Here is a 19,056-nt window from a genome sequence, read left to right as displayed (position 1 = left end):
CCCTGATCCATTGACACAGAGCGGGTAGCCCCAATACGAGTCGCCCGTTCCCCGTACAGGGAGCGGGTGCATCGGTAGGGCTGCCCGCTCAGGCCTTTGGTCCAGGTCGAAATTGGTTGCACAGATTACCCATGTAACCCGCGTTGGTACAGCGCCGCGGAAGTGAAACCGGGGTTGGCCTTCAGCCATTGTGCCCAAGTGAATCCGTGATCCGCAGTCATTAAGTGCCCTGCAAACGATTGCTCTAGTCGGATCCGTGATCCGGCTAGAGCCTCTAACTACCGCGATAGTTACACCTTCGTGTACCAGTCCGCGCCCAGTCAGAGTTGATCACGCTATGCTGCATGGGACTGACTCATGCAGCTTCGACCAGGACCCCAGCAACGCCGGTCATGAGGTGACATCATGAGTACATCCGCCGGACTGCAGCAAGAGAGGTTCTCGGACAGAGTGACCATTGCGCTGGCCCGGTTCTTCCACATCAGCCGCAATGAGTTGAATAAGCGGATGTTCGCCTACCTGGCGCTTCTTCCCATTCTGGCCATCTACCTGCTTCTGCGCATCATCCCTATTGCCCAGAACTTCATCTACAGCTTCTACGATTCTTCCGTCGTCAATCCCCGCGAGAACTTTGTCGGCTTCCAGAACTTCATCGATCTCTTCAACGATCACCTCTTCCTCATATCGCTGCGTAATACCACCTTCTTTGCCATTTTTCTAACCCTGTTCAGCGTGACTATCGCCCTGGGGTTGGCCGCGTTACTGGCCAGTAAGGTGCGGCTGGGCGGATGGTACGAGGCCATCTATTTCATTCCCGTGATCACACCCATGGTGCCGGTGGCCGTAGTGTGGAAGTGGATCTATGATCCAACCTACGGGTTATTGAATTACGCTCTCTCCTGGATCGGCGTCGATCCGGTAGGCTGGCTCGTCTATCCAGACACGGCCATGTGGGCCATCATCATCATGAGCACCTGGAAAGTGATTGGCTACAACATGGTCATCTTCCTGGTGGGCATCCGCGCCATTCCCGAGGTCTACTTCGAGGCGGCCGAGATCGATGGCGCCAGCAATTCGGCCATCTTTCGTCGTATCACGCTACCGCTTCTGCGCCCCATCCTGCTGTTCGTGATCGTCATTTCAACCATCAACGCCTACAACGTCTTCACCCAGGTTTTCATCATGACTGCGGGTCCGCAAGGAGCGCCGGGAAATGCCGTCCGAACCCTCGTATTCGACATCTACGAGAATGCATTTCGCTACTTCAGAACCGGTTATGCGGCATCGGAGGCGGTAGTCCTCTTCCTGATTATTCTGGTCCTGACGGTCATCCAGTTCGGCGTGATCAGGAGCGATTGAGATGGCACAAAAAAAACCACTCAGAGAGCGATTCGAGCCACTTAGCATAGCCAAGCAGATCTTGCTAATGACAGGGGCTATCCTCATGGTGCTGCCCTTCGTCTGGATGCTGTCTACTTCCTTGAAACCACCGGACGAAGTGCTATCCTGGCCACCGCAACTTATCCCGCAAACTTTTACCCTCGAAAACTACGTCGGCGTGTTCGAAACCGCACCCTTCGGACGTTTCTTCCTCAACAGTTTGATCATGGCGACGGCCTCTACAATAGCCATTCTGTTCACCTCTACGCTGGCGGGGTTCGTCTTCGGCAAGTACAATTTTCCCGGCAAAACCTTCCTGTTCATTCTGATTCTGGCCACGGCCATGGTGCCTTTCGAGACCTACATGATCCCGCTCTATCTAACTATGGTGAAATTGAAGCAGGTGAACACCTACATTGGCCTGGTCTCGCCCTACCTGATCATGAGCTTCGGCGTCTTTTTCATGCGCCAGAACGTCATTGCATCGCTACCTGACGAACTCATGGACGCGGCTCGCATCGACGGAGCATCGGATTGGCGTATCTATTGGCAGGTAGCGTTGCCGCTTCTGCGTGGCCCCATGGGGGCTCTGGCCATCTTCGCCTTCATGGTGGCCTGGGCTGCCTTCATTTGGCCATTGATCATAACCAGCAACCGCGATCTTTGGACCATGGAACTGGGCCTGGGTATGTTCCAGTACCGTTTTACGGTAGACCTGGGGCTGATCAACGCTGGTTCCATGATTTCCATCCTACCAGTGCTCCTGGTCTTCATCGTGCTACGCCGCCACATCGTACGCGGCATCGCACTGACGGGGCTAAAAGCATGAGTGACAAGAAGGTATCATGAACGAAATTATCGATCTGGACACGATGACCGGCTTCTGGCCACAGCGCCAGGTGGACATCTCCACCGGCCGTCTCCTGCAGATGATGGACCAACATGGCGTCCGGCGAGCCTGTGTGGTATCGGCTCGCGGCGCTCTGTTCGACCATTTCGAGGGCAACGATGAGACCCTGGCATGGTGCCGGGAGCAGCCGCGCTTCATCCCGGTCGGCACCATCGATCTGCGCAGGTTCCAGGGCTACCGGGAGGAGATCCAGCGCCTGACCGAGGCCGGCGTGCGGCTATGGCGCTTGTTTCCCGAATATCAGGGGTGGACACCGGATCAAGCTGTGCTGCGCCGTGTGCTGGACGCCCTTGAAGCGGTAGGCGCCGTGCTCTTTCTTGGCGGACAACCCAGCGCCGTGGCGCGTGCGGTTGAGGGAACCACGGTTACCACCATCCTGGGGCTGCACTTCTACCAGGCCAGTGACTTTTTGGCCTTGTTGGAGACGGGCACCAACCTGTACGTGTCCACCCGCTTGCTTCACGGCCCGGGCGCCGTGAAGGTGCTGGTTGAGGCCATGGGTCACCAACGGCTAATCTTCGGGTCGGGCGCGCCACTGTCGTCCATGGGCAGCGGGCTGCGCTGTCTTGAGGTCGCGGCACTGAGCGACGAACAGCGGGCTGCCATCATGGGAGGTAACCTGCAACGGCTACTGGCGGACGGAGGACGGACATGATCGTTGATGCCCACGCCCACTGGGGCAATTGGTACTTTCCCATCGCACAGTTGTCGGTTGAAGACATTGTGGCCTACATGCAGGCACAAGGTATCGACGTTACCATCCTCTCCTCCAGTCTGGCCATCGCCTACGACTTCTGCGAGGGAAACCGCAGGATGGCGGAGGCCATCGAGCCCTACCCCCAGCTGTTGGGCTACGTGGTTGTCAACTCCAACTATGTGGAAGAGTCGATTGCCGAAATGAGGCGCTACCTGGGAGCAGAAGGCTACCCGCAGTTCTTGGGCATCAAGGTACACCCGCTGCTGGCCCAGCATCGCTACGACACGCCCCAGAGCCTGGCGCTTACCGGCGCTATGGCCGAATACGGCTTGCCGGTGCTGATCCATACTTTTGGGTCGCCCCTGGAGTCACCGTGGAACGTGTTGCCAGCCGCGCAAGCGTACCCGGACCTACCTATCATCCTGGCCCACATGGGCGGCAATGCATGGTGGGAAGGTGTACGGGTCGCCCAGGAATCGACCAACCTTTACCTGGAGATCTGCAGCACCTGGACCGACCCTGAGAAGATCAGAGCAGCCATCGACGCTGTGGGCCCGAAGCGGGTGCTGTTCGGCACCGATGCAACCCTGTTCGAGGCGGCTCACATGCTGGGCACTGTTGAAGATGCCGGCCTGTCGAGTGAAGAGTACGCTCTGGTCATGGGAGAGAACGCCCGCCGTCTCTTCAGACTTGACTAATACGCGTGGGCGTGAACTCTTGGAAAACGTCCAGTATTGAAGAGAGAACCGATTATCTGTCACCTCAACATGATGCCAATTGCCTGATGAATTGAGGTCCTTTGACAGCCTATCTCAAGAGCTTTGACGACATCCCAACCTACAGCGATCCTGGCTCACAGAACCAGACCTGTCGCGATATCCTGCCCAAAGGTATCGTCCCCGCCTTGCTGGTAGGCTATGACATCGTGGAGGGACCGGGTCGCAACGGCCTGGGCAATCACAGCGAGTGGCACCAGGTCTTCGTGGTCGTCCGGGGCCAGGGAACCCTGTTACGGGGCGATGAACGGATTCACATCGAGGCCCCCTGCATCCTGCACATCCCGCCCAACACCGAGCACGATGTTTTGGTCGCGCCGGGCGAGCACATCGAATACGTCTACATCAACAAGTATTTGCTGCCCGAGGAAGCGCAGGTGGGGAGTGAGTCAGGTGACTGAGGCCGGCAAGCTTCTACCCTTGAGCTGGTGGCAGGACTTTTGGGCCGAGAACGATCGCTGCCTGTACGGCGATGCAGCAGTTCAGGGCGACAATCTGGAGGATCAGCCGGTCTTTCCCGCCTTTACCAGCGATCGCACCCGGGTGCCCGTGCTGGTCGAACTGGGCGAGGACTGGATCATCGACTTCATGGGCGTGTCCTACCAGCGCTACATCCAGGACTTCCCCTTCCAGCAACAGGTGCGGGAGGCCTGCGCTGAGCGCCTGCTGGCTGAGATCGGCTTCCGCCTTGTACCCAAGGTGGACTCTTCCTCCCTGCTGCACGGCTCGGTGTATGGCAACCCCATTCACTATCCGCAGGATTCCACGCCCTGGCTGGGTCACATTATTCGATGTCCCGAGGATATCCCGCCCCTGATTGAGCGTATGGAAGGGCTGGACCTGGCCCAGGCCGGACTGGTGCCCTGGTTTGTCCAGTGCTACCGCGATCTGGACCGGCCCTATCGCTGGCGCATCCTGCATGACGTTACTGCCGTACACGGACCGGGTACCATCCTGAACTTCCTGTGCGGCGTCGGCGATTTCATGCTCTACTTGTACGACGAGCCGGACCTGATGCTGGCGTTGCTGGAACTGATCGGCCAGGTGACGGTAGACTACTCGCGCACGGTACGCCGCCTGACCGGCGGGCCGGCCACCGGCGTCAGCCTTTTCGATGACATCGCTGGCCTGGTCTCCCCGGCACACTTTCAGCGCTTCTTCCTGCCGGTTTATGAGAAGATCTACACCGAGTTGGCGCCCAGCCCGACGGACGATCGTTTCTATCACAACGACGCCAGAGTCGGGCACCTGCTGAATTTCCTGCTGGACCTGGGCATCAACGGCATCAACCCTGACCCCGAGGTCGACCCGCTGCTGATCCGCTGCAAACTGCCCGAGGCCATCATCTACGGCTGCGTGCCGCCTCTGTTGCTGAAAGACGGCACGCCAGAGCAAGTTCTGGAGGGCTCGCGTCAAAGCATCGAGCTGATCGGCGAGGGGGGCGGCCTGGTGCTGACTACGGCCGGCAGCATCAACATGGGCACGCCCTTCGCCAATCTGCAAGCCATGTGCCAGGCGGCGGAACGGTATGGGCGATATTAGGGTGGACCAGGAAGCATGCGCGCTGCGTACTGCTCATTGTGTGATTGGTAACACCACGCCGGCAGCGGTCAACTCGGCCACGATATCGGGGTGCAGGGGCACACCCTTGACCAGGTTCTCGGCCCGCGCTTGCCAGCCCCGTTGACCCGGATAGAGATGATGCCGCTCCGGTTCGGCTGTGTGGATGAAATCGATCATATCTTCGACACGTTGGAAAAAGATGGTTGGTTCGATGAAAGCCGCCAGGTCCAGGGCCAGGAACAGCTTGCTGGAGCCGACGTCCAGATAGCCCGTTGCGGCGCCTCCAAACTCGAAGCAGAGCAAGCCTCCGGCCAGGGCGCCGGTCAGCAACTCCAGCATGAAGGATAAGCCGGCGCCCTTGTGGTCGCCAAAGGGCAGGAACTTGCCGGCATCCAGGATGGCTGCCGGGTTGTTTGTCGGTTGGCCAGTTGCATTCAGGCCCCAACCCATGGGCACCGGCCGGCCCTCCCGGCGGTAGGTGGCGATCTTGCCGATGGCTGCCTGGCTCATGGCGATATCCAGGACCACCGGCGGCCGGTCTGCCCCTCTGGGTACGCCGATGGCCAGAGGGTTGTTGCCCAGGAGCGAGCGATCGCTGTCCCAGGACAACATGCTGGATATGGCGTTGGTCGTACAGATGCCGATCATACCCTGTTGGGCGGCCCGGTAGGCGTAGGCATGGGCCCGACCCCAATGGCTGGTATTGGCAGCCACACAAGTGCCGACGCCGAAGCGTTTGGCTCGCTCGACAGCCAGGTTCATGGCCTGGACCGAGATGTAGCGACCTGGGCCCCGGTCGCCGTCCACGGTGCAAATGGCAGCGTGATCGCGAACCAAGGCCAGCCGGGGTTCCGGGTTGACATGGCCGTTTTCAATAGCCTGGACCAGCCCTGGCAACATGCGCACGCCATGAGAGGGAACGCCCAGCAAGTCTGCTTCGGTCATCACCTTGGCCTCAATTGCTCGCACCGGATCGGGCATGCTCACACGGGCCAGCCGCTCTGCGATGGCTGAGACCAGGATGTTATGGTCGATACGTATCTCGTTCATGTTGCCTCCTCGGTGGCTTTAGTCGGGGCAAGGGCGCTCCACATTCTAATCATGTACCATCTCTCTGAGGAGGTCAAGTTCTCACATTACCAGCGAGTCCAACTTATCGGGTAGATATCCTGCCGTGCTGCAGCCCGGAATTTGGACAGCTAGCTAACTGAATATATGATATCCAAAGAAAGAATCGAATGATGAGCAGGCGACGCAGCCTGAAGTGGCAATAAGTGCCACCAGCATATTGGGCGCAGCACTCGCCGTCAACCAAGGAGAATAACAGTGGCAGAGGAAAACCTGCGTTTCGCAGTCATAGGAGCCGGCAACATCGGCCACGTCCACGCCCAGGCTATCGCTGCCATCCCGGGTGCGCGGCTTACGGTGGTAGGCAGCACAAACCCAGCCAGGGGCCAGGCTCTGGCCACGGCCAACGATGCCCTCTGGATACCCGACTACCTGGAAGCGGCGGTGCATCCCGACGCCGATGTAGTGTGTATCTGTACGCCCACCGGCGCCCACGCTGAACAGGCGGTGGCTGCTGCTGAGGCCGGCAAGCACCTGGTCATCGAGAAACCGCTGGACGTCACGCTGGAACGAGTCGATCAGATTCTGGCTGCGGCCCGTGCTGCCGGCGTCAAGACCACCTGCATCTTTCCCTATCGCTGCATGGCCGGGTCGCAGGAGGCCAAAAAGGCCGTCGAGGCGGGTCGCCTGGGCCGGTTGACCATGGCCGATGCCCGCGTCAAGTGGTATCGCACGCAGGAATATTACGATATGGGCGGATGGCGCGGTACCTGGGAACTGGATGGAGGCGGCGCCTTGATGAACCAGTCGATCCACGCCATCGACTTGATGCAGTGGCTGGCCGGTCCTGTCAACTCCGTCTTCGGGCGCGTCAACACGCTGGCGCATCGCATGGAAACCGAGGACACAGGAGCCGCGGTCCTGATGCTGGACAGCGGTGGGATGGCTACCATCCAGGGAGCAACCAGTTGTTGGCCGGGACTGCCGGCCATGGTAGCCCTGCACGGCGACCGCGGTACCATCGTACTGCACGAAGGTCGCATCGTGACCTGGAAACTGAGCGATGCCGCTCCCGGTGAAGAGGAAGCCATGCTGAACCTGGAGGGCAGCCAGGGGAGTGGAGCAGGCGATCCCACCGGTATTGGCTTTGAACTGCACCGCAGACAACTGGCCGACATGGTGCAGGCCATTCAAGAGGATCATCTTCCCATGATCGACGGCGCTGAGGGCCGGGCCTCCATCGAAATCATTCTGGCCGTCTATGAGTCGGCCAGGACAGGCCTTGAAATTCAGTTGGTGGATCGGTAGATTCAGTAGATCAAACATGTTTTTCACCGTCCGATCTGGAAACCAGGAATTGATGAACCACTAGACCAGGATGAGTCTCTCCCGCACGGACTTTGCGACTGTGGCCCGGTTTCCTGCTGCAGAGACGAAAGATTCAGAATTTGGATCTACTGAGATTCGCAAAAAGGAAACACTTATGTCAAACCACTTAGCTATCGACGGTGGCAACCCCGTGCGCGGCGAGCCCTTCCCGGCCTGGCCTGTGTTCGACGAACGCGAGGAGCGCCACCTGCGAGATGTACTGCAGTCCGGGCAGTGGGGCGTACTGGCCGGCAACAAGGTTCACGAGTTCGAGCAACGTTTTGCCGAGTTCCAGGGTGCCCGTTTTGGGGTCTGTGTTCCCAACGGCACCTTGGGACTGGAGATGGCGTTGCGGGCTCTGGGCGTTGGCCCCGGCGATGAGATTATCACGACACCTTACACCTTCATTGCCACGGTCAGCGCTGTGCTGCTGGCCGGCGCTACGCCCGTGTTGGTCGACATCGATCTCGACACATATAATCTGGACCCGGCTCAGGTAGCGAAAGCCGTTAGCGAGCGCACCAAAGCCATTCTGCCGGTACACCTAGGCGGGCAGCCGGCCGACATGGATGCACTACTGGTCATCGCCCGGCGCCACGGGTTACAGGTGCTTGAGGACGCTTGTCAAGCCTGGGGCGCTGAGTGGCGCGGGCAACGGGTCGGCGCCATTGGCGATCTAGGCGCGTTCAGCTTCCAATCCAGCAAGAACATCACAGCCGGCGAAGGAGGGATCGTCATCACCAACGATGAGGAACTGGCCGATCTATGCTGGTCGCTGCACAACGTGGGCCGGGTGAAAGGTGGTCTCTGGTATCAGCACGAGCGGTTAGGCTGGAATCTGCGTATGACCGAGTGGCAGGGAGCCGTGTTGCTAGCCCAAATCGAGCGCTTGCCTGAGCAGGCGGATCGGCGTGAAACCAGCGCTCACTACCTGTCTCAGTCGTTGTCCCAGGTGCCAGGCATTGAGCCACTGCCGGCCAATCCGCGAGTCACCCGGCACGCTCGCCATCTGTTCATCATGTGCTACGACCCGGCAGCCTTCGGCGGGCGAGGTCGGGATGAATTCATCGCAGCGCTGCGGGCTGAAGGCATCGAACCTTGCAGCCCCGGCTACGTGCCGCTGAATCACTCGCCTGCCATTCGCCGGGCCCTGGCAGAAAGAGGGCCCGCTGACGATGCATCCTGGACTGTGGATGATGCGGGACTGCCCATACTGCCGGCCTGTCCAAATGCCGAGTATGCTTCCCAGCACACGATCTGGCTTTTCCAGTACGCTTTGCTGGGTAGCCGGTCTGACATGGACAGTATTGTAGAGGCGATGACCAAAATCCAACAGGCTTGGGGTTAGTCGCCACAGGTGGGCCGCCTGTTGCAGACAGGTCGCTGGCACTGTTATAGAAAAGACTGACCGCTATCAATCCAATCTGTATGCATCTGTGAGCCAATGCTTGATGGGAGAACCAGTCGCATGGAAGCTGTAATAGAGGACCAGATGAGAATAGGTGCTGTGAGTCTGGGCTGGAGTGGCACACCACTACCCCAGGTGTTCGACCAGGTACGAGCCATGGGCGGCGAGTGCCTGGAAATCAACTACCGGACGGAGCAACATCACGACCTGGCATGGGACGAGCGGTCTGCCGCTAAAATGCGTGCTTGGGCTGAGGCAGCCGGCGTGTGGATCAGCGGGATCAGTGGATACAACGACTTCGCCCAGGAAAACCTGACCGCACTACCGCACGAGGTAGAGCGGCTACTGGAAGCCTGTCGCCTGGCTTCGAACCTGGGTGTGAACATTGTACGGGCTTTTCCTGGCGATCTCAAACCGGGCCTGACGCTAGCGGCATCCTGGTCCACGCAAATAGCCGGCTTCCAGCAAGCTGCCCGCCTGGCCGAGCCGTTGGGTGTTAGCCTGGCCATCGAGAACCACGGCCGATTGCTCTACGATGGTCCGCTGCTGGCTCGGTTGGTCAATGACATTGGCGCAGACAACGTGGGCCTGACTCTGGATACGGGTAATTTCTGCTGGGCAGGTCACAGCCTGGTACAGGCACAGGCAGACTTCGAGGCGATGCTGCCTCACGTCGTCAATGTGCATATCAAAGATGGCATCTGGCAAGACGGCAATTTTGAGTTCGTACCGGCTGGTCAAGGTGAATTGCCTTTGACTCTGTGGCTGGATACATTGGTTGAGGCCGGCTACCGGGGAGCGGTTTGCAGCGAATTCGAGGGGGCAGGCGACTTCCTGCAGGGAACCCGCAGCAGCCTGGAGTTTTTGCTGTCAGTTAGAGAGCAAGGATAAACACACCGCATCGCAAGCCGCCATCGCCCGGTAGGGCGGCGAACCAACATTGATGGGGCTGGACTCCTTCCGGCAGCCCGTGCGTCTTTCGCGCCCCAAAAGTTGCCTCCAGGGCTCTCCACAACGTCTCTGCCGATATCGACTCCGACTCGACGATCAGCAAGATATCCACAAGGTCCTTGACACGACTGCTTTCCCCGGTTGTGCGAGTGGCCTCAAACCCGAACCAGTCCGCCAAATCCACCCTGCCTGCACGAGAAGTTCATGGGTGTTCTCCGTCACGCCAACGAGCAGCAAATCGATTTGTGTCTGCTGCTCCGCTTGCTCAAACTGGTCGAACAGGGTATACCTGAGCTGCGCATAATCGGCCAAGTCAGGCCTTCCGAAGTCCATTGGGGGCCTCCTTGTATGGTTTCGTCACCATTTGAGATGCCCACCTGGCCGACTGTGTCAAGTTTTCGAGTTATTCACACCCCTCACTGAATATGCGAGGAGAAGAACCATGCCAAGCATAAGAGATTTTCAAAAACCCCTCGCCATTACCATGTGGGACTCATCATGGATACGCCGCCGTTATAAAGGAGGCGGGTTCGAAGATTGGGATAAGGCCCTCGATGAGTTGGTAGAACGGGGCTACAATGCCGTGCGGATCGACGTTTTCCCGCACCTGATCGCCAAGGCTCCGGATGGAGCACTGGTCGAGGTCTTCAAAGATCCACCCGGAACCTTCCCACATTTCCTCGGGATCGCGGCATGGGGGAATGAATATACAGTCTATATCAACCCCCGCAAATCCGTGGTGGAGTTCATCCGAAAGTGTCAGGAACGAGACATATTTGTCGGTCTTTCAACCTGGTTCAAACCCACCGATGACCAGCGGAACGATCAGATTCAGGGGGCACAGGAACTCATCAGGGTTTGGGATGAGACCATCGCTTTCCTGGATGAGAATAAATGTCTCGAAAACGTAATCTACGTTGATATCCTAAACGAGTATCCAATCTGCAATTGTTTTTACTGGCTGTCACAAACCTTGGGTACCATGTCGCAGCCGGTGGAAGCAGGAAGGATATTCAACAGTAAGCAAGTCGAATTCTACTGGGACTTCATCAATGAGGTAATTTTCGGTCTGAAAGCAAAATGGAATGATCTGGATATCTTCACCAGCCAGACTTACGATTATTGGAAATACGATCTGGAGCGCGATTACGCCAGTTTTGATCTGCTGGATATACACCTGTGGATCGCCCAATACGATGAATTTGTGGAGGGCACCGGCTATGTTGAGGAGATTCATCCCTTTGGAATTCCTGAAAAACTTTATCGGATCGAAAAGAACAGAGAACCCTCCTATATTCCCGGTGCGGCCCGGTACATCCCGCAGGACTATCGGTTCGACGAAATTTACGCCGCCTTGTGGGAGCGCTGGCAAACTCATAAACCGGCCTATGAAAATTGGCTCGAAGCCCGGGTCAAAGAGGCCAAAAACCTGTCTGATCAATTCGGAATCCCGCTCGGAAACACCGAGGGGTGGGGCCTGATCAACTGGCGCGACCACCCGCTGCTGAAATGGGATATCATCAAAGAAGCTGGGCTGATTGGAGCCAGGCTGGGAAGAAAGTATGGATACAGTTTCAATTGCTCCTCGAATTTCTGCCACCCTCAATTCCTGGGGATGTGGGAAGATGTAGCCTGGCACCAAAAAGTGACTGCCATCATCAAAGGAGAGGACTAATGAGACGATGGCATTGAAAATTAGTATTGTTTGGATGAGAACGGACGAAAGAATCCTGGCGTTTGGAAGCTGTCGGATAAGACAATCAACGTCCAACTCGCTCCGCTTGGCGCTTGTGTAGTCGAGTTCGCTACAAATGTAGAACGATCATAGCTGGAATTGCTGGACAAAAAACCCTTGACAAAGCCCGGCTTTCGTGATATCTTGGATTCAGTATCCAATATCCACAACGAAGGGTTTCCAGAAGCTATACCATGTTTTCTCTCACACAGAAAGTGGCTCTTGTTACCGGCGCATCGCGCGGCCTGGGTGCCGGGATTGCCCGCGCACTTGCCCAGGCAGGGGCAGATGTTGTGGTCAATTATCGAAGTTCTTCTGATCGAGCGGGGGAGGTCGTGGATCAAATCCAGGCGTTGGGAAGACGCGCTCTGGCGGTCCAGGCCGACGTAAGCCAGGAGAGCGATGTCCACCACCTTTTTATGGAATTACAGAAGGAATTCGGCAGGCTTGACATTCTAGTCAACAACGCCGGGACCACACTACCAGAGGACATTTTTGAGATTTCGCTGAAACACTGGCATCAGATTATCGATACGAACCTAACCAGTACTTTTCTGTGTTCGAAGTACGCGATGGAAATTATGAGGTTCCAGGAATCGGGCCGCATTATCAATATCAGTTCGATTGTCGGCCAGCGAGGCGCTTTGTTTGGCCATGCCCATTATGCGGCAACCAAGAGCGGTCAACTTGGCTTGACCAAAACCGTGGCCCGGACTGCAGCACCCTACGGAGTTACAGTTAATGCCATCGCCCCAGGTTTGATAAACACGGAACTGTTGCTCCAGACTCATGGTTCAGAAGAGATCCGAGAACTATCGGCAGCGATACCGCTGGGGCTGGGGACGGTGGAAGATATTGGCTACGCTGCCGTGTATCTGGCCAGCGATGAGGCCCGGTTCGTCACGGGTGCCACCATCGATGTAAACGGTGGCGCGTATTTGCGATGATCACGAAGAAAATTAATTCAAAAAAAATCGGTTCTCTGGGAACCCAACCTCGCACCTCTGAATTGGTGTTGAATAAGCTACGAGACGCGATCATCGATGGCACGTTGGTACCCAATGAGCAGCTCAAGACAACTGATCTTGCCGAGGAAATGGGCGTCAGCAGGACGCCTGTAAGGGAGGCACTGTTCCGGCTTGAGGACGAGGGGCTGGTTGTAACACAGCCGTACCGGGGCGCAATTGTGGCTCCAATGTCTGTTGAAGGTGTGCTCGGGGCTTATGAATTGTTGTCCGTTATTGAAGGGCTGGCAGGTCGCAAAGCGGCTGAAACTATTGACGATCAAGATTTAGAAGACCTGGAGAACATTCTGACAGAGATGCAAGAAGCCCTGGACAGACAAGAGTACGGTGTCTATTACGACTGCAATTACAGATTTCATTCCGAGATAAGCAGTTGGTATCAAAACGAAAAAGCCCAGGAGATCCTGCACCAGCTTTGGAATTATACGCAACGCCTCAGGCAGCAATACCCCTCTTCGCCCAGGCGATTCGCCAATGCCATGAAAGAGCACAGAGCCATGCTGGCAGCCCTGCGCAGACATGACGGCCAGCAGGTCGAATCTTTGCTGCGACAACACGGTGAAGACTCCGTCTCTGAGTTGATGAGACGCATTCAAAACAAACCTGTTAGTCGGGAAACAGTAGTGGCCACGTGACGCTATCAGAATAAGCCTTGGCAATCGTCCTCTTTTCAGAAGGTGAGTCAATTGCGTATCCGTTCCTTCGAGGCCTCTGACCTGGCACAACTCCTGACGGTCTGGAACAAAGCCCTCCGCTTCGACCCGGTGACCGAGGCCTTTTTTTGCCGCCAGGTGTTACTCGATCCCAATTTTCTGGCGGCAAACCTTCCGGTGGCAGAGCAGAATGGACAGATTGTCGGATTCATCGTGGGAATCACCCGCCAGGTCCCTTTCTTCAGCGTAGGGCTGGAGCCCGATCAGGCCTGGATCACGGCCTTTGGCGTCGACCCGAGATACCAACGCCAGAGAGTCGGGCGCCAGCTATTCGATCAATTGCTGGGCAATTTCGCGGCCCAAAGGCGCGAGCGAATCAGCATTGCACCGTACGTTCCAAATTACATCGTGCCCGGAGTTGACAGACAGGCCTATCCTGCTGCATACGCCTTCCTGGGAGATTCGCTGGGCTTTTCAGTGATGGAAGTTGCCTCCAGCATGGGGATCAAACTGACTGGTTTTGTGATTCCGGACGAGGTTGGCGCCCTGGAACAACAGCTGAAGCAAGAGGAAGGTATCACGATCAAGTCCCTTACTGCCCGCGATCTACCGGACGTTCTGCCTTTCATCGCCGAGCAGTTTGGCTGGGATTGGTATCGCCATGCCAGAGATCATTTACTGGCCTATTTCGACAGAGTCGACCAGGAGCGCATCTGCTGGCTGGTAGCAAAGCACCGTGGCCAGGTGGTAGGCTTTTGCCAACAACGAGGAGAACGTTTCGGCCCCTTCGGTGTTCATCCGGCCTACCGCCAGCGCGGCATTGGCCGTCTGCTGCTAGTTCGTTGCCTGAATCAAATGCGCAGGCAAGGTGTCTTTTTTTCTTACTTCCTGTGGGCGCCAACCGGCGCGGCACGCCTTTATGCCCGAGTTGGCTTCGAGCCGCTGCGGGAGTTCACGATTTTCGAGAAAGTCCTGTCGTAACGGCGCTTGACCGAGTTCGTCGGATTCTGCGCCATCGAAGAACCCTTTACCAGTCCTAGAAGGAGGACCCTAATGAATCTCAAGCATCATAGCTTAATGGCCCGGCTGCTGGTCCTAGTGGCCGTGCTATCCCTGGTTGCGGCAGCCTGCGTAGCGCCGGCTGCGCCGCCCGCCCAGCAAGCGCCGGCCCAGGAGGCTGAACAGCCTGCGCCTGCGGAAGAAGCGGAACCGGCGGCCGAGCCGGTCACCATCCGCCTGTGGATGCATGACCATGCGCCCCGCGTGCCCATCGACGAGGAGCGCATCGCCCAGTTCATGGAAGAAAATCCCGACATCACGGTCGAGTATGAACTCGTTCCCGATTTCTTCACCGCGCTCAACACCGCGCTGGCATCGGGAGAAGGGCCTGACGTGTTCAATCAGTTCACGCCGTTCAACGCCCAGTACTATCTTGAGGGCATTCTGGCAGCTGTTGACCCCGCTGGCTGGGGCTTCGAATCCGTTGACGAAGTCAAGGCCCTGTATGGAGAAGGCGAAATCGCCGACAACCTACTGGCCGGCGCTACCTACGATGGTGGGTTATACGGCGTACCTACCGAGCTCAGCGCTTACGCATGTTTTACCAACGACGATCTCTGGAAAGAAGCAGGACTCGATCCGGCGACCGACTTCCCCACGACCTGGGAGGAGATGGTCGATGTTGCCGAACAGCTTACGGTACGTGATGAGGACGGCAACCCCATCCAACGCGGTTTCGACTTCAACTGGACCGCTGCTATGTACATGATGCTGCACTTCAACCCCATGGTTCAGCAGTTGGGCGGCAACATGATCGACGACCAGAACTACGCGGCAAATATCAATACGCCGGAAGTCAAGAAAGTCTTGAGCTACTGGAACGACTGGGCCAACGAATACAACCTGGGTGGTCCCCAGTACACTGCCTCGCGCGATGCGTTCCAGGCAGGTGAGCTGGCGACCGAGTGCTCCTTCGGCAACTGGGGCGCACCTCTTATCGAGGATGCCGGCATCAACTACAGCATCCATCCCCAATTGCGTTGGGCGGATGGCGTGAACGACAGCGGGTTCGCTAACTTCGCCTTCTACCTGATGGTCAATTCCCGCGCCGACCCCGCCAAGCAGGCTGCGGGCTGGAAGCTAATCGCCCACCTGACCGGGGCTCCGGATCGCTATCTGAACGAGGCCGGCCTGTTCCAGCCAGTGGCATCCTACGTGGCGTCGGATGATTTTGCAGCCAACGAGATCATGCCTGTATTCGTGGACGAAATCAACAAGAGCTTCTTCCATCCGCGTTTCGTGGGCTTCAACGAGACCATCGACTCCATGGGGCGGATGCGAGATCGCGTCGTCATCGGCGGTGAGGATATCGACACCGTCCTGGCGGAAACGGAAGAAGAGATCAGCGAAATCCTGGCCCGTGCCAAGGAAGATGCGACCGGGCAGTAGCTTGGCTCGATCTTTCAGGAGGCCTACCGGTCCTACCAAGATCTCGTCCCTCATATTCGTACTCGTCCTCTTGCTCGGCGGCCAAAACGAACAAAAGGAAGAGGGACAGGAAAAACCAGGATCAAATAGGACTTTGGAAAGCCGAACTCACCGGCACTTCTGGAGGCGACCTCTGCGAATGCGGAGCGTATTGCCTTCAGAGGTGCCGGGAGCCAACCCAGGCAGGTGTGTCTCATGCAAGCATTCCGACCCGGGGGAAAGCAACGATCAGTGGTCGCTCGGCGGCAAATCTGGGGCTTGATTTTCGTGTTGCCGGCGGTTCTCTTCTTCGCCATATTCTTTCTTTATCCGATCGTTACCGGCATCTACTACAGCATGACCGATTTCACGTTGCTGCGGCCGCCGCAGTGGGTAGGGCTGGAGAACTACCTGGATCTTTTCACGCGCGATCGCCTCTTCAAGAAATCGCTGGCCGTGACGATAGGCTTTGTGTTGGGTAGCACCATTCCCGTTTGGATTTTATCACTGGGCGCTGCCCTCCTCTTCGCACAGGTCTTCCGCGGGCGCGAGTTCTTCAAGGCTCTCTTCTTCACGCCGCTGCTGCCTTCCATCGTCGTGATCTCTGTCGTTTGGAGGGTGTTGCTCAACCCCAGCGGTGTGATTACCGCGATTATCGGGCCACTGGTCGGGCAGTCCCAGATTCCGTGGCTCTACGACCTCACGCTGTCCCCCCTCATGTCGATCATGGTCCACGATTGGCACATCATCCCATTCTACATGCTCATTTGGTTGGCGGGACTGATGGCGGTGCCTGTGGAACTGCGCGAGGCCGCAATCATCGATGGCGCCAATCGTTTGCAGGTACTGTGGCACGTGGAACTACCGCTCCTACGCCCGACCGCCGTGTTCGTCGCCGCCATCTCGACCATTCGCGCCTTTCAGGGGTTTTCCATCCAGTTCGTCATGAGTCCCAATCAGGGCGGTCCGGTAGACGTCAACACTACCCTGGGCGTCGTTATCTGGAAATATGGCTTCCAGTTCTTCCGCATGGGCGATGCGGCCGCGGTGTCGATGATATTGTTTGCCATTATCATCATCTTCACGGCCTTGCAGATGACCGTAGGTCGCAGCGAAGACTTCTCGCTCAAGTGAGTTTCCGGAGAGACTGTCATGGACAGCAACGCTCTTGTGATCAAATCCCGAAAGAGTACGCGCTCAAGAATGCGATCGGGCCTTATGACTCTCGTCGCCGGCATCATTGCTCTGCTCTTCTTCTTCCCCATATTCTTCATGGTGAGTTCCAGCTTCAAGGCGGAATCGGAGATCTTCGCCACTCCCGTCCACTGGATTCCCCAGGATTTCCAAGGTTTAGGGCGCTACGCGTACGCGTTCGAATTGACGCCGCTCCACTGGTGGTTCTTCAATAGTTTTCTGGTTTCCGGCGTCCAGACCGTGACCACCATATTCTTCAGCGCCCTGGCCGGCTACGGCTTCGCCAAGTTCAGCTTTCCGGGCCGCAACCTCTTCTTCATCTTCATCCTGAGCATCCTGACCGTACCCTTCCAGGTTTTGCTCATCCCCCTGTTTGTTCTGATCCGCAACTTTGGCTGGCAGGACTCTTATATGGGCCTGATCGCGCCGGGATTGGTCACAGCGTTCGGTGTTTTTATGATGCGGCAATTCGCCTACAACATCCCCGACGAGCTATTGGACGCCGCGCGCATCGACGGCGCCAGCGAGTTCAGGATCTTCAATAGCATCGTCCTGCCGATGCTGGGCCCCGCATCGGCCAGCCTGGCCATCATCACCTTTCTTTTCAGTTGGAACAACTTCATCTGGCCCCTGGTGGTTGTCCAGGATCAGAAACTGTTGACCTTGCCCGTGGGCTTGACCTTCTTCACACAACCGCAGACAGGCGAGCCGAAATGGGCTGTGGCCATGGCAGTGTCTACCATGGCGACCATCCCGGTAGCCCTGCTGTTCATCTTCTTTCAGCGCTATTTCGTCGAGGGCATGATGGTCTCCGGGTTGAAAGGCTAAGGACCTATGGCAGTACAATTTGGAATCGACCTGTTATTGAAGGAACGCCTGGATCTCATCACAGGATCGCGCGTGGGACTGATCAGCAACGCTATGGCGGTCACCGGCGACCTGACCGGCACTGTCGATGCGTTGCTTCGGCAACCGGAGGTCGAGCTTGCCGCGCTATTCGGTCCCGAGCACGGCTTTTCAGGTGGGGCTCATGACGCGATACCGGTAGATTCATCTACCGATGCACGCACCGGCCTGCCCATCCACAGCCTGTATGGCGAACAGCTCAAGCCTACCGCCCGGATGTTGGCGGGCATCGACATCCTGGTATTCGACATCCCGGAAGTAGGGGTGCGTTTCTACACCTACATGACGACCCTCCTCTACGCTATGCAGGCGGCAGCAGCGCACGGCTTACCGGTGATCGTCTGTGATCGCCCGAACCCCATCGGTGGTGAGGTGGTGGAAGGACCGATACTGAAGCCCGGTTTTGAAAGTTTCGTGGGCTGTGGCCCGCTGCCGGTGCGCCATGGCTTGACCATTGGTGAACTGGCGCAGCTCTTCAACACAGACTGGGGCGTTGGCTGCGATCTGGCGGTCGTTCCCTGCGCTGGCTGGCGGCGGGACATGTGGTTCGACGAGACCGGGCTACCCTGGGTTCCCCCTTCGCCCGGCATCCCCAAGCTGGAAACGGCGGCGGTGTATCCTGGCACCTGCTTTATCGAGGGTACCAGCGTAAGCGAGGGACGGGGCACCGCGCTGCCGCTGGAGGTCCTCGGCGCGCCCTGGGTGGATCCCTGGGCCCTGGCGGATTCCCTGAACGATTTGGGGCTTGCCGGCGTGCGCTTCCGACCCGCCTTCTTCGAGCCAACAGCAAGCAAATGGGCTGATCAACCCTGCGGCGGCGTACAGGTTCACGTCTTGGATCGCGACATCTTTCGCCCTGTTACCATGGGAATGCACCTGATAGCAACGATCAAGACTCTCTACGCCAACTATTTCGCCTGGCAACTGCCTCATTTCGACCATCTGGCGGGTACGGA

The 19,056-nt window shown here is 57.5% G+C and carries 18 protein-coding genes; 17 read left to right on the top strand and 1 reads right to left on the bottom strand.

Features of this window, described 5'->3' with window-relative positions:
- Positions 1-405: 405 nt before the first annotated feature.
- From U9R25_12645 to U9R25_12620, 6 genes are all read left to right on the top strand, one after another.
- Positions 406-1,359: a sugar ABC transporter permease gene (locus tag U9R25_12645; protein MEA3336755.1), complete on the top strand. Its 954-nt coding sequence runs from the start codon at positions 406-408 to the stop codon at positions 1,357-1,359.
- Between the two features lies 1 nt (position 1,360).
- Positions 1,361-2,209: a carbohydrate ABC transporter permease gene (locus tag U9R25_12640; GenBank protein MEA3336754.1), complete on the top strand. Its 849-nt coding sequence runs from the start codon at positions 1,361-1,363 to the stop codon at positions 2,207-2,209.
- Positions 2,210-2,225: 16 nt separating this feature from the next.
- Positions 2,226-2,945, top strand: a complete 720-nt coding sequence (locus U9R25_12635) for an amidohydrolase family protein (protein MEA3336753.1) — start codon at positions 2,226-2,228, stop codon at positions 2,943-2,945.
- Complete coding sequence (locus U9R25_12630; GenBank protein MEA3336752.1) at positions 2,942-3,685, top strand: amidohydrolase family protein; 744 nt, start codon at positions 2,942-2,944, stop codon at positions 3,683-3,685. The genes U9R25_12635 and U9R25_12630 overlap by 4 nt, the downstream gene beginning before the upstream one ends.
- A gap of 101 nt (positions 3,686-3,786) precedes the next feature.
- Positions 3,787-4,164 (top strand): cupin domain-containing protein, encoded by a 378-nt coding sequence (locus tag U9R25_12625; protein MEA3336751.1) that lies wholly within the window; start codon positions 3,787-3,789, stop codon positions 4,162-4,164.
- Positions 4,148-5,305: a uroporphyrinogen decarboxylase family protein gene (locus U9R25_12620; GenBank protein ID MEA3336750.1), complete on the top strand. Its 1,158-nt coding sequence runs from the start codon at positions 4,148-4,150 to the stop codon at positions 5,303-5,305. The genes U9R25_12625 and U9R25_12620 overlap by 17 nt, the downstream gene beginning before the upstream one ends.
- Before the next feature lie 33 nt (positions 5,306-5,338).
- Here the strand turns inward: U9R25_12620 and U9R25_12615 are convergent, their stop codons facing one another.
- Complete coding sequence (locus U9R25_12615) at positions 5,339-6,376, bottom strand: Ldh family oxidoreductase (GenBank protein ID MEA3336749.1); 1,038 nt, start codon at positions 6,374-6,376, stop codon at positions 5,339-5,341.
- A 276-nt stretch (positions 6,377-6,652) separates the two neighbouring features.
- On the opposite strand from U9R25_12615, the gene U9R25_12610 reads away from it, so the two are divergent.
- The 11 genes from U9R25_12610 to U9R25_12560 all read left to right on the top strand — a co-directional run.
- The gene (locus tag U9R25_12610; protein MEA3336748.1) at positions 6,653-7,702 is read left to right on the top strand and encodes a Gfo/Idh/MocA family oxidoreductase; all 1,050 of its coding nucleotides are present in this window, start codon (positions 6,653-6,655) and stop codon (positions 7,700-7,702) included.
- A 175-nt stretch (positions 7,703-7,877) separates the two neighbouring features.
- On the top strand, positions 7,878-9,110 hold the full coding sequence (locus U9R25_12605; GenBank protein ID MEA3336747.1) for a DegT/DnrJ/EryC1/StrS family aminotransferase: 1,233 nt from the start codon (positions 7,878-7,880) through the stop codon (positions 9,108-9,110).
- 120 nt (positions 9,111-9,230) lie between these two features.
- Positions 9,231-10,061, top strand: a complete 831-nt coding sequence (locus U9R25_12600) for a sugar phosphate isomerase/epimerase family protein (GenBank protein ID MEA3336746.1) — start codon at positions 9,231-9,233, stop codon at positions 10,059-10,061.
- 502 nt (positions 10,062-10,563) lie between these two features.
- On the top strand, positions 10,564-11,796 hold the full coding sequence (locus U9R25_12595; protein MEA3336745.1) for a cellulase-like family protein: 1,233 nt from the start codon (positions 10,564-10,566) through the stop codon (positions 11,794-11,796).
- Positions 11,797-12,050: 254 nt separating this feature from the next.
- The gene (locus U9R25_12590; GenBank protein ID MEA3336744.1) at positions 12,051-12,803 is read left to right on the top strand and encodes a 3-oxoacyl-ACP reductase family protein; all 753 of its coding nucleotides are present in this window, start codon (positions 12,051-12,053) and stop codon (positions 12,801-12,803) included.
- Positions 12,800-13,516, top strand: a complete 717-nt coding sequence (locus tag U9R25_12585; protein ID MEA3336743.1) for a GntR family transcriptional regulator — start codon at positions 12,800-12,802, stop codon at positions 13,514-13,516. The genes U9R25_12590 and U9R25_12585 overlap by 4 nt, the downstream gene beginning before the upstream one ends.
- Positions 13,517-13,567: 51 nt before the next feature.
- Positions 13,568-14,515, top strand: coding sequence for a GNAT family N-acetyltransferase (locus tag U9R25_12580; protein MEA3336742.1), 948 nt, complete (start codon positions 13,568-13,570; stop codon positions 14,513-14,515).
- A 72-nt stretch (positions 14,516-14,587) separates the two neighbouring features.
- Positions 14,588-15,982, top strand: a complete 1,395-nt coding sequence (locus tag U9R25_12575) for an extracellular solute-binding protein (GenBank protein ID MEA3336741.1) — start codon at positions 14,588-14,590, stop codon at positions 15,980-15,982.
- A 234-nt stretch (positions 15,983-16,216) separates the two neighbouring features.
- Positions 16,217-17,134 carry a sugar ABC transporter permease gene (locus U9R25_12570; GenBank protein ID MEA3336740.1) on the top strand — a complete coding sequence of 306 codons (918 nt, stop codon included), beginning with the start codon at positions 16,217-16,219 and terminating at the stop codon, positions 17,132-17,134.
- A gap of 18 nt (positions 17,135-17,152) precedes the next feature.
- Positions 17,153-18,022, top strand: a complete 870-nt coding sequence (locus tag U9R25_12565; protein ID MEA3336739.1) for a carbohydrate ABC transporter permease — start codon at positions 17,153-17,155, stop codon at positions 18,020-18,022.
- 6 nt (positions 18,023-18,028) lie between these two features.
- Positions 18,029-19,056 (top strand): DUF1343 domain-containing protein (locus U9R25_12560; GenBank protein ID MEA3336738.1); only part of this gene is annotated, 1,028 nt, incomplete at its 3' end.

It is taken from the genome of Chloroflexota bacterium (genome assembly GCA_034717495.1).
GTDB lineage: Bacteria > Chloroflexota > Anaerolineae > JAAEKA01 > JAAEKA01 > JAYELL01.
Note: the sequence above shows the minus strand (reverse complement) of the source record. Positions and strands in the feature narration are given on the sequence as shown.

Excerpts from the sequence above, each read along its gene's own strand:
- U9R25_12645 (MEA3336755.1), top strand. The coding sequence starts at position 406 with ATGAGTACATCCGCCGGACTGCAGCAAGAGAGGTTCTCGGACAGAGTG.
- U9R25_12640 (MEA3336754.1), top strand. The coding sequence starts at position 1,361 with ATGGCACAAAAAAAACCACTCAGAGAGCGATTCGAGCCACTTAGCATA.
- U9R25_12635 (MEA3336753.1), top strand. The coding sequence starts at position 2,226 with ATGAACGAAATTATCGATCTGGACACGATGACCGGCTTCTGGCCACAG.
- U9R25_12630 (MEA3336752.1), top strand. The coding sequence starts at position 2,942 with ATGATCGTTGATGCCCACGCCCACTGGGGCAATTGGTACTTTCCCATC.
- U9R25_12615 (MEA3336749.1), bottom strand. The coding sequence starts at position 6,376 with ATGAACGAGATACGTATCGACCATAACATCCTGGTCTCAGCCATCGCA.
- U9R25_12605 (MEA3336747.1), top strand. The coding sequence starts at position 7,878 with ATGTCAAACCACTTAGCTATCGACGGTGGCAACCCCGTGCGCGGCGAG.
- U9R25_12600 (MEA3336746.1), top strand. The coding sequence starts at position 9,231 with ATGGAAGCTGTAATAGAGGACCAGATGAGAATAGGTGCTGTGAGTCTG.
- U9R25_12595 (MEA3336745.1), top strand. The coding sequence starts at position 10,564 with ATGCCAAGCATAAGAGATTTTCAAAAACCCCTCGCCATTACCATGTGG.
- U9R25_12590 (MEA3336744.1), top strand. The coding sequence starts at position 12,051 with ATGTTTTCTCTCACACAGAAAGTGGCTCTTGTTACCGGCGCATCGCGC.
- U9R25_12585 (MEA3336743.1), top strand. The coding sequence starts at position 12,800 with ATGATCACGAAGAAAATTAATTCAAAAAAAATCGGTTCTCTGGGAACC.
- U9R25_12575 (MEA3336741.1), top strand. The coding sequence starts at position 14,588 with ATGAATCTCAAGCATCATAGCTTAATGGCCCGGCTGCTGGTCCTAGTG.
- U9R25_12570 (MEA3336740.1), top strand. The coding sequence starts at position 16,217 with ATGCAAGCATTCCGACCCGGGGGAAAGCAACGATCAGTGGTCGCTCGG.
- U9R25_12565 (MEA3336739.1), top strand. The coding sequence starts at position 17,153 with ATGGACAGCAACGCTCTTGTGATCAAATCCCGAAAGAGTACGCGCTCA.